This window comes from Chitinophagales bacterium (assembly GCA_020636495.1).
GTDB lineage: Bacteria > Bacteroidota > Bacteroidia > Chitinophagales > Chitinophagaceae > UBA5543.
In genome coordinates, this window is record JACJXQ010000008.1 from 855,176 (window position 1) to 868,909 (window position 13,734).

A 13,734-nucleotide genomic window follows, 5' to 3' on the forward strand; every position below is an offset into this window, starting at 1 on the left:
ACACCCATGTATATACGCTTACTACTACTCTCTGTTCTATCTGTAGCCTTATCAACCGTAGCTACTGCACAACCCTATACGATAAAGGGTGTGGTGTCCGATACCGTAAACATGAATAACCTGAACAATGCAAGCATTACACTGATACATGCAGAAGATTCTGTTTTAGAGTCTTTTACCCGTACAAAGCCCGACGGTTCGTTTTCCTTGGCTGTTGGCAGCAAGGGAAAGTATATCCTGCTAAGCGTATTTCCCGGTTTTGCAGACTACGTGGATAAAATAGAAGTAAAAGGAGATCAAATACTGGACCTTGGAGAGATACCTATGGTGTCGCGTACGCACCTGATGAAGGAGTTTGTATTCACCGACCAGTTTGCAGCGATAAAGATAAAAGGAGACACGGTAGAATATGTAGCAGATAGCTTTAAAGTGAAAGATAACGCTACTGTTGAGGAGTTACTGAAAAAACTGCCGGGCCTGCAGGTAGATAAAGATGGTAATATCCAGGCACATGGCCAGAAAGTAGAAAAACTGCTTGTAGATGGTGAAGAATTTTTTACGGATGATCCTGCTGTTGTATCAAAAAGTTTACAGGCCAAAGCTGTAGATAAGGTACAGGTGTTTGATAAAAAGAGTGAGCAGGCTGAATTTACAGGAATAGATGATGGTGAAGTGACACGAACGGTAAACCTGCAACTGAAGGACAACATGAAGAAGGGCTATTTTGGTAAGGTAGCTACCGGCGGCGGAGCAGGTGACGACCAGAATTATTTTGAGAACCAGGCCATGATGAACTATTTTAAAGGGAAGAAAAAAGTATCGGCTTTTGGTATTGTGGCTAATACAGGCAAAATAGGCCTTGGTTGGGAAGACAGGGACAAATATGGAGGGGGTGATGACAACACTAGTTTTGAAGATGGTGTAATGTATACTACCAGTTCAAATGACGAATTTGAAAGCTGGAGCGGTAAATACAACGGCCGCGGTTTCCCCAAAGCATGGACAGGAGGTCTACATTATTCTGATAAATGGAATGAAGACAAACATCACCTGTCAGGTAATTACCGCTATGCCAAACAGAACATAGAGTCAATTGACAATACATTCGCACAGGTTATATTGCCCAACTCGCAACAATTCAGTGATCAGTCGGAAGATGAATTCAAAACCGGGCAACGACATAAAGTAGATGGATTATATGAATGGAAGACCGACAGCTTGTCTACCCTGAAGCTAACTGCATCAGTAAACTATACCAACTCCCGCAACGAATCTAAGTTCACCCAATACAATATGAATGGTGATGGTGATACTACGTTAGATAATACGAGGCTGACCAACAATGACGCCACAACAAAGCGGTTACTCAGTTCGCTGACATGGAAGAAGAAATTCAATAAAAAGAGGAGGACATTCCTGGTTACCATGTCAGAGAGGTATGAAGAGTCAGAAAGTACAGGATTTTTGAATTCGGTTAATATCTCAGCGTTAAACGGTGGTGTAGTAGAAACAACTGACCAGAAAAAGCAAAACACAAGTGGAGCACTTACGCTGGGCGGTAACGCTGTTTATACAGAGCCGATAACCAAAGCAATGGCAGTATCAGTAGAGTATAAGCTTGCAGTGAACAATAGTTCATCTGAACGGGCTACATACAACAAAGCCAATCCCAATGCTGATGTGTATAATGAACTGGATTCTGTATACAGCAACAACTATGCTTATAATATTGTAACGCATACAGGCGGAACGAACCTGAACTGGGACTACAAGAAGGTAGACTTTTCAACAGGGCTTTCAGCTGCCAATACGAACTTTACACAACGTGACCTCAGGGTAGATACAGCTTTTTCCTATGGTGTTGTCAACCTATTTCCGAAAGCAATGCTACGTTACAAGATCAGCAAGCAAACAAGTATCCGGTTCAACTACTATGGTAATACAAGACAGCCTACCATACAGCAGGTGCAACCTTTAAAGGATAATACCAACCCCAATAATGTAGCTATAGGTAACTCGAACCTGAAGCAGGAGTTCAGGAATACATTCAGCCTGAATGCGAATGATTATAAAGTACTGAGCGGGCGCTGGATATACCTGTACAGTAGTTTTAACCTCATTGACAATTCCATAACCCGTTCGGAAAGTATTGACAATCTCGGCAGGCGTACCTACCAATATATAAACGTAGATGGGAACTATAGCGGCTATGCAGGTGGCGGAATAGGGAAAAGGATAACAAAACTGAATGCCCGAATAGGTGGTAACTTCAATACCAGCATCAACAGGACCAACAATATGGTAAACGGTGTGAAGAACGTCAGTAACTACAATATGTATTCTGTAGGGCTGAATGGCGGTTATGAATCGAAAGATGAGAAAATAGATATTGAATTCAATACAGACTATACCTATAACGACAATAAGGCTACTATCAGCACACAGGCTACCAGTTATTGGACTATTGAGAACACCCTCAATATATCGGTAGAATTACCATTGAAATTTGAGATCGGTACTGATGTGAACTGGTATGTCAGGCAGCGAACAGTTGTTTTCGACAGGAACAATAATGTGCTACGCTGGAACGCCTACCTGTCAAAGAAATTCCTGAAGAACGATCAATTGGAATTACGCGCATCGGCTTATGATATACTTAACCAGAACAAAGGCTTCAGCAGGTATGCCAGCAGCAACCAGATAACAGAGAATAACTATAACACAATACGCCGGTATGGATTGATAAGCCTGATATGGAACTTTACCAAAATGTCTGCCGGGGCCACTCCTGAGAACAATGCCGCTAATTTCATCGTGAATTAAATAACTGCCCTATGAAAAAGCTATATATCATATTGTTTGTATTACTGACTGTAACAGAGGTTAAAGCACAGCATACGCAGGAAGGGAAAATTGAGTATGTACGTAGTACTAACCTGCATCGCATGATCGATCAGATGGACGACGAGGATAAAGAGTGGATCAACAAAATGCGCTCGCAGATACCGGTTCATAACGTACATTATTTTGATTTGTACTTTACTCCCAAGCACAGTTTGTACAAGCCGGGAAAAGAATCAGAGCAGACGGTCAATTTCTGGTTTGCCCGTACTCCTGCTGCTGAGAATATAGTATATACTGATTTTCTTACGGGCAATGTAACAGCACAAAAACAAGTATACGAAGAAAAGTTCCTGGTGAAAGATTCTATGCGCAAGATCAAGTGGACCATAAAAGATGAGGTGCGCACTATAGCTGAATATAAATGTCGCAAGGCCGTTGGTGTGATGTACGACAGTGTATATGTCATCGCTTTTTATACGGAGGACATACCTGCCAGCGGAGGACCGGAAATGTTTGGAATGTTACCCGGTATGATCATGGAAGTGGCTGTGCCTCGCCTGCACACTACATGGATAGCATCTAAAGTAGAGTACATAAAACCGGATGAAAAAGAGTTGGTACCTCCCAAAAAAGGCAAGGAAACAACACAAAAGGAAATGCAATCCACACTCAGTACCAGTTTACAACGTTGGGGCAAGTTTGCCGACAGGGCAGTGTGGTGGTCGTTATTATAGTTGTTTGAACTTAAAATAAAAAGGCTGCCAATCGGCAGCCTTTTTTACTATATCAGTGAGGTGTATTAACCTATTGCATTCTTCAGATCTTCTATCAGGTCGTCAGCATCTTCTATACCTACGCTCAGGCGAATCAGCGAATCGGCAAGGCCGTTTTTGATACGTTCTTCGCGCGGTATCGCAGCGTGCGTCATACTGGCAGGATGTCCACATAGCGATTCTACACCACCCAGTGACTCTGCCAGAGCGAATAGTTTTGTTTTCTTCAGTACCTCTGTTGCTGCATCTACGTTATCATCTTTCAGAATGAATGACATCATACCACCAAAACCGCGCATTTGTTTCTTCGCTATCTCGTGGTTAGGGTGATCTTCAAAGCCACACCATAACACCTTAGCTACTTTGGGGTGCGAGCGGAGGTATTCTGCAATAGCCTTACCGTTCTCACAGTGGCGTTGCATGCGTATGTGCAGGGTTTTTATGCCGCGTAGTACCAGCCAGCTATCATGAGGACCGGGTACGGCACCGCAACTGTTTTGTATAAATGCCAGGCGCTCCTGCAGGTTGTCATCATTTACTATTAACGCACCTAATACTACATCTGAGTGGCCGCCCAGGTATTTGGTAGCAGAGTGTAAAACAATATCAGCACCCAGGTCGAGCGGGTTTTGCAGATAAGGAGTGGCGAAAGTATTATCCACTACCAGCAGCAGGTTGTTCTTTTTAGCAATAGCTGCACAGCCGGCTATATCCACAATGTTCAACATCGGGTTAGTAGGTGTTTCCGACCATATCATTTTTGTGTTCTCATTGATATAAGCATTGATATTGTCAACATTGCTCATGTCAATGAAATGGAACTTGATACCGTAGTTGACGAATATTTTGGTCATGATGCGGTATGTACCACCATACAGGTCGTTGGCAACGATCACCTCATCGCCGGGAGACAGTAATTTGATAACCGCATCAGTTGCCGCCATACCACTGCCAAAGCAAAGCCCGTGCTTACCATTCTCAATAGCAGCCAGCGATTTCTCAAGCGCATGGCGGGTTGGGTTTTGTGTACGTGAGTACTCATAACCCTTATGGTCGCCCGGCGCGGCCTGTACGTATGTTGAAGTTTGATAAATGGGTGTCATAATAGCCCCGGTTGTCGGGTCCGGCTCCACACCCGCATGTATCATCTTGGTACCTATCTTATAATTTTTACTATCCATATTACTTTTTTTGACGCAGCAAAGGTAACTATTTCTATCACGCAGGATAATGAAAGAGCCGATTTTTGTATCATTACCGCCTAAACGGCCAAAGTTTGAATCCTGCATACAACAAGGCGGATAGATGGTATAATATACTGTTCATCGTGATTGCGGTGGCGGGTATTACACTAAGGTTGTACCAGCATTTCTGTGGCAGGCCACTGTGGGAGGATGAAGCCCACCTGGCCTTGAATTTCATTTGTTTTGGCTATAAAGACCTCTCTATTCCGTTAGACCATTACCAGGTAGCACCTATCCTCTTTCTATATATTACCGAAACGGTTACACGTATTTTCGGTTTCAGCGAGGTGGTGTTGAGGAGTTTCCCATTCTTTGTGTCATTATTGTCCTACCCGCTGTTTTATTATGTGGTACAATATTTAACTAAAAGCCGGCTCAGCGCAATCATCGCATTTTCCATACTTACTTTCAACACTGTTGTTATACAGTATTCATCAGAGCTGAAACCATATACCATAGAGCTGTCATCTTATATACTGCTGATATATGTGCTGTTGTCGCCACACAGGTTTGTGACACGAAACAGGTATGCCCTGCTTGCGCTAACAGGTAGCCTGGCTATGCTTACAGCTAATGCTTCGCATGTTGTGCTGGCGTGTGTAGGTATATATATTCTTGTCAGTGGTAAGTATCTGAAGAGGGTAAACGGAAAGTTTGATAAAGAGGTGATAACTAATATCGCCTACATGTTTGGATCGTGGGCATTTGTATTTGTGTTGAACTTCTTTACGTTCATATACAAACATCCATATTCAGCATCTATGAAGTTGCTGTGGCAGGAACATTTTCTTCCATCCGACCCTTTCAGCTCATCGTTTGCTGATTTCATGAGCGGTCTGTACGACCAGGCTTTTTTTGATTCCATGCTCATGTTCAGTAAAGGCTGGTATTTCTATTATGCCCTTGCGGGTCTGTTTGTGTTGGCATTGATATATGCTGTAGTAAAACGAAACAAAGAGGTTGTTGCATTGGTTATATTACCTGTTGTATTGCACCTGGTGTTGTCAATGCTGCATTTGTACCCATTATATTACCGTTTCTACTTGTACTTGTTGCCCGCGCTTATTATCCTAATGTCGTTTGGTATTACAGCAATTGTTGAACTGTTACGAAAAAGAATACCTTTTGCTTTCTCATTGATACCCATTGCGTATGTTCTGTATTGTACGGTTGTGTCTTCCATCTCTCATTTTAAAGACACCGGACGCGATATAAGGCCATGCCTGGCTTATATCAATGCACAACCACAGGATATGCAACTGCTGGTAACAACGCCTGCTACTCTGTATGAATATTATTACAGGATGGGTAAAGCGACAAACGGTAACGTTGAGAATACACCGTGGTCATTAAACCCCGAACAATTTTATGAATTTGCTGCTAAGCAGAGTACAGAGTACATGTTACTATGTTCAACGGACGGTTATGCCGATGGGTATAAATCAGTAATTGAGGAGGTTAAAAACAAAGGGTTAGTAACCGGTGAATGTACTTATGGAACTTATACGGTACTTAGGTTGAAGCCTTTGCCATAATACCCAATTTACAGACCAAAATATTTAGCTAATTTTAGCCAATGAGCAACACTCACATACGGCCTGATGATAATCTGAGTCCACAGGACAGGGATTACGAGAACAGTATACGGCCGCAGTCAATCGAGGATTTTTCGGGTCAGCCGCAACTGATAGAGAACCTGCGCATATTTATCAAAGCAGCTAATCTGCGTGGTGAGGCGCTGGATCATATTTTGTTTCATGGCCCCCCGGGATTGGGAAAAACCACTTTGTCGCGAATTGTTGCCAACGAGCTGAATGTAAACATCAAAGAGACCAGTGGGCCGGTAATCGAAAAGCCGGGCGACCTGGCAGGTCTGCTTACCAGTCTTGAAGAAAGAGATGTGTTGTTCATTGATGAGATACACAGGCTGAGTACCGTGGTAGAAGAATACCTGTATGCAGCCATGGAGGATTTCAAAATAGATATCATGATAGATACAGGTCCCGCAGCCCGTTCTGTTCAGTTGAACATCAATCCTTTTACACTGGTAGGTGCTACTACACGCTCGGGATTGCTTACCTCTCCTTTGCTCAGCCGTTTTGGAATCAAGTCAAGGTTGGAGTACTACAACAAGGATATCCTGCAGCAGATCATACTGCGCTCCTCTTCCTTGTTAAGTGTTAAGACAACTTCTGACGCCGCTATGGAGATAGCAGGCCGCAGCAGGGGAACACCACGTATTGCCAACGGTCTGCTGCGCCGTATGCGCGACTTTGCACAGGTGCTGGGTAATGGTGTGATAGACCTCGGAATAGTAGAACATGGTCTGCGTGCGCTTAATGTAGACAGTCACGGACTGGATGAGATGGATAATAAGATACTCATCACGCTGATAGATAAATTCAAGGGGGGCCCTGCCGGTATCAACAATATAGCCACGGCAGTGGGTGAAGAAGCGGGTACTATCGAGGAGGTATATGAGCCATTCCTGATACAGGAAGGTTTTATTATGCGCACGCCTAGAGGTAGGGAAGCAACTGAAAAAGCATACAAGCACCTGAACAGGAAACAGGGAGGTGACGGTAGTTTATTTTAACCCAACAATATCAAAAAGATTACCTGTAAAAGTATCCCAGCTATATTTCTCTTTTTCGCGGGCTATGTTTTGTTGCAGGTCAGGCAATGAGCCGGGGGTAAAGAATTTCAGTATCGCATCGGCTATGTCTGTAGGGTCGGGTGCAGTCACAAATCCTGTTTTGCCATCAGGTACTACTTCTGCCAGTCCGCCAACATTGGTTACCACCATCGGTTTTTCAAAATGGTATGCTACCTGCGTTATGCCACTTTGAGTCGCACTCCTGTATGGCTGAACTACCAGCTCTGCTGCTGAGAAATAATACCGTATCTCGTTGTTTGGGATGAATGAGGTGAATAAATGAATACTGCCTGCAATGTCATTGTCAACTATCTGTTGCCGGTAGGGGGCCTCTTCATCATAAAACTCTCCCGCAACAATAAGCCTGATACCTGCCTGCCTGATGCGCTCATCTTTCATGGCATCAAGCAGTATATCCATTCCCTTGTATTTGCGAATAAAACCAAAAAAGAGTATGTATTTTTTATCGGAATCGAGCCCTAAATGTTTACAGGCTTCTTCTTTACTCACAGCAGGTCCGTAATTATCATATACCGGGTGCGGACTAAATACTGATGGTTTTGACGTTAGTGTTGACAGGTCTTTCAATACATCTTTACTCATGGCCACGAAAGCATCGGCACTTTTCAGGAAGTATTTGGTAAAAGGCAAATCGCCGGGGCGATGTTCGTGTGGAATGACATTGTCAGTAATAGCTACCACTTTAGTATGCCTGTTTTTTCTTACCAGCCTGAGTATAGTACCGAAACAGGGCCCCATGAACGGGAGCCAGAAACGCACAATGACCAGGTCAGGCTTTTCTTTTTTTATATTGTTGCCAACACTTATCCAATTAAGCGGGTTTATGGAGTTGATAACGCTTTTTATGACTAATCCTGCCGGTGCGGGCTCGTCTGTGAATTGCGATTTGCCGGGGAACAGGAACGAAGGATATTGTAATGAAAATGAGTAGATGATCACTTTATGCCCTTGCTCTTGCAATACCTCCGCCAACCTTTCGTTAAAGGTTGAGATACCGCCACCACGCAGCGGATGTGCCGACCCGAGTATTACAATGTTCATTGTCTAAAAGCTTTCAAAGTCTTTTTGCGCCTGTTCGTAGTCCGAAGGTATGCCAATGTCAATAAAATATTCATTACACTCAAACCCGTACATATTTCCTTCTGCAACTGTAGCTTCAAAATAATCCCGTTCCAGGGAAAATGTTTCGGGCTTTTCTTTTTTTAGTAGCCCATTTCTATTCAGCACGTATACACCTCCGTTGATCAACCCTTCGGCATATTCTCTCTTCTCTTCAAACGCCACTATCCGACTGTTTTCATCAAGCCGAACAACGCCATAACGGTCAAAATTTGTCATTCGTTTTAATGCCAGTGTATTAACAGCGTGTTTCGATTTATGGAATTTTACCAGCTGGGTAAGGTTTACCCTGAACATTGTATCGCCATTCAATACAATTACATATTCGTGTGTGGCTTTGTGTAGGGCGAGCATAATACCACCACCTGTGCCCAATGGTTTTTGTTCTATTACATAGTCTATTGTGAACGGGCGATTCTGTGTTTGCAGCCATTCAATAACAAGTTCATGTTTATAGCCCAGAGACAGAATAACGCGTGTACACTCTTGCTGTTCAAGGTAGTCAAACATATAATGCAGGAACGGCGACCCATTGACCGGGGCCATGCACTTTGGCCGGTCGGCAACTACACGTTGTAGTCGCGTGCCCATTCCTCCTGCTAATATGATACACTCCATAGTTTTTTATATACTCCAGCTGAATAGTCCCTGTTCTGCTACCTGGTACCGGCGGAATTCGCCATTGTATTTTTGTAAAGCATTGATCACTGAATGACGTGCATTGCCCGGGCAATAGAACATCATGAACCCACCTCCGCCGGCACCACTTATTTTGCCGCCGGTAGCGCCGTAGCGCAATGCAGTGTCATAGATCTCATCCAGACGGTTATTAGATATATCTTCGGCCATTTGTTTTTTATAGCGAAACCCGAAATCCAGTATAGGGCCTATCTCATCCACTTTGCCTTTCAGCAATGCCTCTTTCATCATTTCGGCCTGCTTTTTCAATTGGTGCATTGCTTCGATTGACCGTTCATTGTTATTATGTACGTTTTGTGTTTGTGCTTCAATGATGGTAGATGATAATCGACTGGTTGATGTAAAGTATAATACCAGGTTGTTGCTGAGTTCGAATAACACCTCTTTTTTTACAGGTAGCGGATTTACGATGACCCTGTTATCTGCGTAAAATTCCATGAAGTTGATACCGCCGAAAGTAGCTGAGTACTGGTCCTGTTTACCGCCGGCCATAGATAGTTCCTCGCGCTCTATAACATATGCTATATGTGCGATGTCATATTCTCCCAAAGGCAGTTTAAGCCACTCTGCAAAAACACCAACAATAGCAACAACCAGTGTAGAAGAGCTGCCCAGGCCACTACCAGCAGGTGCATCTACCGATGTGCTTAGTTTAAATCCGCAAGGTACAGGGCCGTATTTTTTTACTATATGGTTATATACCCCTTTTGCAAGGTCAAGGTGCCCGTCAATAGGTAGTGACCCCATAAGGTCATATGTGGCTGTTTCACTGCGGTCAACTGCCTCTATAGTTATTGTGTGTGCATCAGTAAGTTCGATGTTTGCATGTGCATACAGGGATATGGCAGCGTTGAGTACTGCTCCTCCATACATGTCACAATAGGGGCTTACATCTGTACCCCCACCTGCCAGTCCGATCCTTAATGGTGCTTTGCTTCTGAACATGCTTAATTATTTATCTGCCGTATTCTTTATAGCTACAAACGATAGTACTGTGAACATTATTATACCCACAAATCCGCCAACGGTATCGGCAAGTGTATCCATATTATCCTGGGTTCTCCCTTCTACATAATGTCCCTGTATGTATTCTACTAACCAGCCCACGAATACTGTGATGAACAGCAGGAATAATAAGGATGTGGGTCTTCGGGTGGGTTCTGCCAGCAACCAGAAAAATGAAAACCCTGCAAACAACAGTATATGCGCCCATTTATCAATGAATGGGATATCTACGTCAGGCAATTCATCGCCGGGTAAAAAACATAAAATAAAAATGAGCAAGGTCCAGCTTATGGCCAGTATCCTTGCTCGCTTTTTATAAGGTGATGTTTTTGTAAAAACCTCCCACATGAATTATTCGCCTATCATGGCTTTGTAGGCAGCGGCATCCATCAGGTCATTCAACTGAGCTGCATCTCCGATAGTCATTTTTATCATCCAGCCTTTGCCGTAAGGGTCATTATTTACATCTTCCGGAGTGCCTTCAAGGTCTTTGTTTACCTCGGTAACAGTACCAGAAACGGGTAAAAACAAGTCAGAAACTGTTTTTACAGCCTCAACAGTGCCGAATATTTCGTTAGCCGCCAGCGTCTGTCCATCTGTATTCACTTCCACAAATACGATATCGCCCAGTTCACGTTGAGCGAAGTCTGTAATGCCTACTGTTGCGGTATCGCCATCTACCAGTAACCACTCGTGGTCTTTGGTGTACTTCAAATTTTCAGGGAAATTCATATTTTAAAATTTACGCGTAAAAATAGCAGTTTTTTGCAGGAAACATAATATTAAATATCTGCCCTGTTTTATTGCAGGAAATTTCTATTTATATGAACGACCATTATATGTATGGCTACCTTACCAGGGTGATATCTCCCTTTTGCATCCTGTCCTCGTCAATGAATTTGAATTGGATCATATAGTAATATGTGCCAGTGGGTTGCGGGGTGTTATAATAGGTTCCGTCCCATCCTTTATTTATGTCTTCTGTGTAAAACACCCTGTTGCCTTTCCGGTTGTAAATGGCAAATGAAAAGTTTGTTATTTTTTCAGGATAACTTGTACGGAAACGCAGGTAGTCATTCAAACCGTCCCCATTTGGAGAAAAGGCATCGGCCATCCACATAGTACAATCATTGAATGTTACAGTTGTAGTATCGGTACTTACACCACATTCATTATGTAACTCAACATAGTATACACCCGGTTCTGTTACTGCAATTTTGGGGGTTGTTTCACCTGTCGACCACAAATAATCTGTGCCCCTTACACTGATACCCTGTGGCAGATAAAGTGTTTCTTCATAGCAAACTCCGATCTTACCAGATCCGATATCTATATATGGAGGTTCGGTAAAGTTGTCGAGCTCGATACTGGTAGTGTCGGTGCATGGCACAAAATCTGTTACGGTAAGTGTTGCTTTGTATTTTCCCGGTGCGGAGTATATATGTTTGGGACTAGGGTCTGCGCTGCTTTTGTTATCGCCAAAATCCCAGTGATAAGTAGGAGGTGAAGGCGTTTGTGATGCAACGGTAATATTACTATTGAACACCACAGGGTTGTTCGTACAAAAAATATCATTATCTACAGTGAATGCTGCTTTAAGAGGGTGATTGATGTCCACTTCTTTGGTTACAGTGTCCACGCATATGCCATCGTTTGCTACCAGCATCACGTCATAGGTGTTTTGTTTTTTGTATATATGAGCAGGGCTGCGGGTTGTGTCAATGGCTGTTGAGTCGCCAAAATTCCATTTAAATGCGGCGTTTGTAGTGGTAGTTTTATTGGTGAATATCACCTTATCTTCAGTACATCCGTAATCTATTTCAAAATCAAAGTCGGTAGTACCTTCTCTCAGGTCCTGAACTGTCACCTGTACCGAATCCTTCCAGGTACAACCACCTTGCGATGACGCTGTACTTACTGTAATCACATAGGTAGTATTGCCTGTAGGGGTAATGATCGGTTTTAATTTGTTTGGACCGGGTATAGTTACCGTTGCCGCTGGCGACCAGGCAACACTATAACCTACACCAAAAGTCATATTGGTTAATGTGGCATTCAGGCTGTCTATATATTTACCACAACCCAAAATGGTTATAGGAAGCCCTGCATCAACATTTGCCTTGGGTACTACTACATGTACTGTATCAGTACCTCTTATACCACAAAGCGTTGTGTCATAATAGGTGAATAATATTTTCGCACTGTCAGTTGCTGTGACGGTTGTAGAGCTGCCTGTTGTGGACGATATAGTTGCCGGACCACTTAATACCGACCAGGAAATTATACCGGTACCGCCTACAGCTGATAATGTAGTGCCCGGTCCACTGCCACAATAATAGGCCGGGTTGGCGCTGGGTCTTAACTTGTTTGTATTTATCTGGATAACCGGGCATGTAGCAAAATCGCGCACATTAGGCACCTGTACCTGGTAAAGCGGGGTGAAGTTTATGTTAGTAGCAGATGAAATATTACCCACATAATATTGCCCGTAAAAATCAAAATATACCTTGTTGTCAACGATAGCTATACCACCTCCTCCAGGCCCCCATGGCGCACCGGATATCGTCCAGCTTTTTTGCAATACGCCTTTTTTGTCATACATCCTTATGTATTGCGGTGATGATGTATGCAGTACATAGAAATTGCCGTCACAATCGGCAACAAGGTCAAAAGGCCCACCACCGGTAAAGCCTCCAACCGTTGCAATATATATGGCATTGCCGGTTCCGTCATACCTATATACAGTGCCATTCTGTGCATCAAAACAATATATATAACCGCCTCCTGCTGCAATGTTATTTGCATACGCACTGTTGATATTATGCCCGGTGCCTTGCCACTGAGTGCCATTCCAGTAATAGATATCCTTGTGTTTGACGGCGTAAAAAGTAGGCGAAGGCCCGGGGCCGCTAAAATTGTTACTAACGGCCAGTGCTTCCATACTGTCACCGGGTATGGTATTTAATGATGGATTGGTTGGCGACAAAGGGGCATTTGGATCGAGATTATATATATGTGAGAGCGGTGTTGCACCGATCCCTCCACCTCCCATGGTGTCAGTAGCCAGGAAATATATAAAACGCGAGCCTGCCCCGGTACACTGTGGCAGTTGCCCTTGTGACTTGTTATTAAAGCACGCAAATAAGGTTAATAATAGGATAAAAAATAATTTGTTGATTTTACGCATCGTTACAATTCTATTATTAGTAGAATACGCATGAAGATAACAAAGAAAACTAAAATACGTTCACTATAAGTATCTTAAATAGATATAATAAACATTATCTATAGTGCGAAACATGAAAAACAAAATATTTCTTTTTCTATATAAAAAGTTGGGGTAAAAAAGTTTGATTGTACCATTTTTAGCATA

The 13,734-nt window shown here is 43.1% G+C and carries 11 protein-coding genes; 4 read left to right on the forward strand and 7 right to left on the reverse strand.

Annotation, left to right across the window (positions count from 1 at the left end; all coding sequences use genetic code 11):
• Positions 1–6 precede the first annotated feature (6 nt).
• Together H6550_03775 and H6550_03780 are read left to right on the forward strand one after the other, a co-directional pair.
• Complete coding sequence (locus tag H6550_03775) at positions 7–2,823, forward strand: outer membrane beta-barrel protein (protein MCB9045241.1); 2,817 nt, start codon at positions 7–9, stop codon at positions 2,821–2,823.
• Between the two features lie 11 nt (positions 2,824–2,834).
• Positions 2,835–3,578, forward strand: coding sequence for a GLPGLI family protein (locus H6550_03780; protein MCB9045242.1), 744 nt, complete (start codon positions 2,835–2,837; stop codon positions 3,576–3,578).
• 65 nt (positions 3,579–3,643) lie between these two features.
• Here H6550_03780 and H6550_03785 read toward each other — a convergent pair whose 3' ends face one another.
• Entirely contained in the window at positions 3,644–4,798 is a 1,155-nt protein-coding gene (locus tag H6550_03785; GenBank protein ID MCB9045243.1) for a cystathionine gamma-synthase, read from the reverse strand.
• A 95-nt stretch (positions 4,799–4,893) separates the two neighbouring features.
• Between H6550_03785 and H6550_03790 the strand changes: the two genes are divergently transcribed.
• Complete coding sequence (locus H6550_03790) at positions 4,894–6,396, forward strand: glycosyltransferase family 39 protein (GenBank protein MCB9045244.1); 1,503 nt, start codon at positions 4,894–4,896, stop codon at positions 6,394–6,396.
• A gap of 41 nt (positions 6,397–6,437) precedes the next feature.
• On the forward strand, positions 6,438–7,457 hold the full coding sequence (gene ruvB, locus H6550_03795; protein MCB9045245.1) for a Holliday junction branch migration DNA helicase RuvB: 1,020 nt from the start codon (positions 6,438–6,440) through the stop codon (positions 7,455–7,457).
• On the opposite strand, the gene H6550_03800 is transcribed toward ruvB, so the two are convergent.
• The 6 genes from H6550_03800 to H6550_03825 form a co-directional block, all read right to left on the reverse strand.
• Positions 7,449–8,579: a glycosyltransferase gene (locus tag H6550_03800; GenBank protein MCB9045246.1), complete on the reverse strand. Its 1,131-nt coding sequence runs from the start codon at positions 8,577–8,579 to the stop codon at positions 7,449–7,451. The two genes, ruvB and H6550_03800, sit on opposite strands and share 9 nt — an antisense overlap.
• 3 nt (positions 8,580–8,582) lie before the next feature.
• Positions 8,583–9,275, reverse strand: a complete 693-nt coding sequence (locus H6550_03805; GenBank protein MCB9045247.1) for an NTP transferase domain-containing protein — start codon at positions 9,273–9,275, stop codon at positions 8,583–8,585.
• A 6-nt stretch (positions 9,276–9,281) separates the two neighbouring features.
• Complete coding sequence (locus tag H6550_03810; protein ID MCB9045248.1) at positions 9,282–10,301, reverse strand: dehydrogenase; 1,020 nt, start codon at positions 10,299–10,301, stop codon at positions 9,282–9,284.
• Between the two features lie 6 nt (positions 10,302–10,307).
• Positions 10,308–10,709: a VanZ family protein gene (gene vanZ, locus H6550_03815; GenBank protein ID MCB9045249.1), complete on the reverse strand. Its 402-nt coding sequence runs from the start codon at positions 10,707–10,709 to the stop codon at positions 10,308–10,310.
• A gap of 3 nt (positions 10,710–10,712) precedes the next feature.
• Positions 10,713–11,093 carry a glycine cleavage system protein GcvH gene (gcvH, locus tag H6550_03820; protein MCB9045250.1) on the reverse strand — a complete coding sequence of 127 codons (381 nt, stop codon included), beginning with the start codon at positions 11,091–11,093 and terminating at the stop codon, positions 10,713–10,715.
• A 115-nt stretch (positions 11,094–11,208) separates the two neighbouring features.
• Positions 11,209–13,548, reverse strand: coding sequence for a gliding motility-associated C-terminal domain-containing protein (locus H6550_03825; protein MCB9045251.1), 2,340 nt, complete (start codon positions 13,546–13,548; stop codon positions 11,209–11,211).
• Between the last annotated feature and the right edge of the window lie 186 nt (positions 13,549–13,734).

What these genes read in the sequence shown, in the direction of transcription:
- H6550_03785 (MCB9045243.1), bottom strand. Translation starts at nt 4,798, where the DNA reads ATGGATAGTAAAAATTATAAGATAGGTACCAAGATGATACATGCGGGT.
- gcvH (MCB9045250.1), bottom strand. Translation starts at nt 11,093, where the DNA reads ATGAATTTCCCTGAAAATTTGAAGTACACCAAAGACCACGAGTGGTTA.
- vanZ (MCB9045249.1), bottom strand. Translation starts at nt 10,709, where the DNA reads ATGTGGGAGGTTTTTACAAAAACATCACCTTATAAAAAGCGAGCAAGG.
- H6550_03780 (MCB9045242.1), top strand. Translation starts at nt 2,835, where the DNA reads ATGAAAAAGCTATATATCATATTGTTTGTATTACTGACTGTAACAGAG.
- H6550_03800 (MCB9045246.1), bottom strand. Translation starts at nt 8,579, where the DNA reads ATGAACATTGTAATACTCGGGTCGGCACATCCGCTGCGTGGTGGCGGT.
- H6550_03775 (MCB9045241.1), top strand. Translation starts at nt 7, where the DNA reads ATGTATATACGCTTACTACTACTCTCTGTTCTATCTGTAGCCTTATCA.
- ruvB (MCB9045245.1), top strand. Translation starts at nt 6,438, where the DNA reads ATGAGCAACACTCACATACGGCCTGATGATAATCTGAGTCCACAGGAC.
- H6550_03810 (MCB9045248.1), bottom strand. Translation starts at nt 10,301, where the DNA reads ATGTTCAGAAGCAAAGCACCATTAAGGATCGGACTGGCAGGTGGGGGT.
- H6550_03825 (MCB9045251.1), bottom strand. Translation starts at nt 13,548, where the DNA reads ATGCGTAAAATCAACAAATTATTTTTTATCCTATTATTAACCTTATTT.
- H6550_03805 (MCB9045247.1), bottom strand. Translation starts at nt 9,275, where the DNA reads ATGGAGTGTATCATATTAGCAGGAGGAATGGGCACGCGACTACAACGT.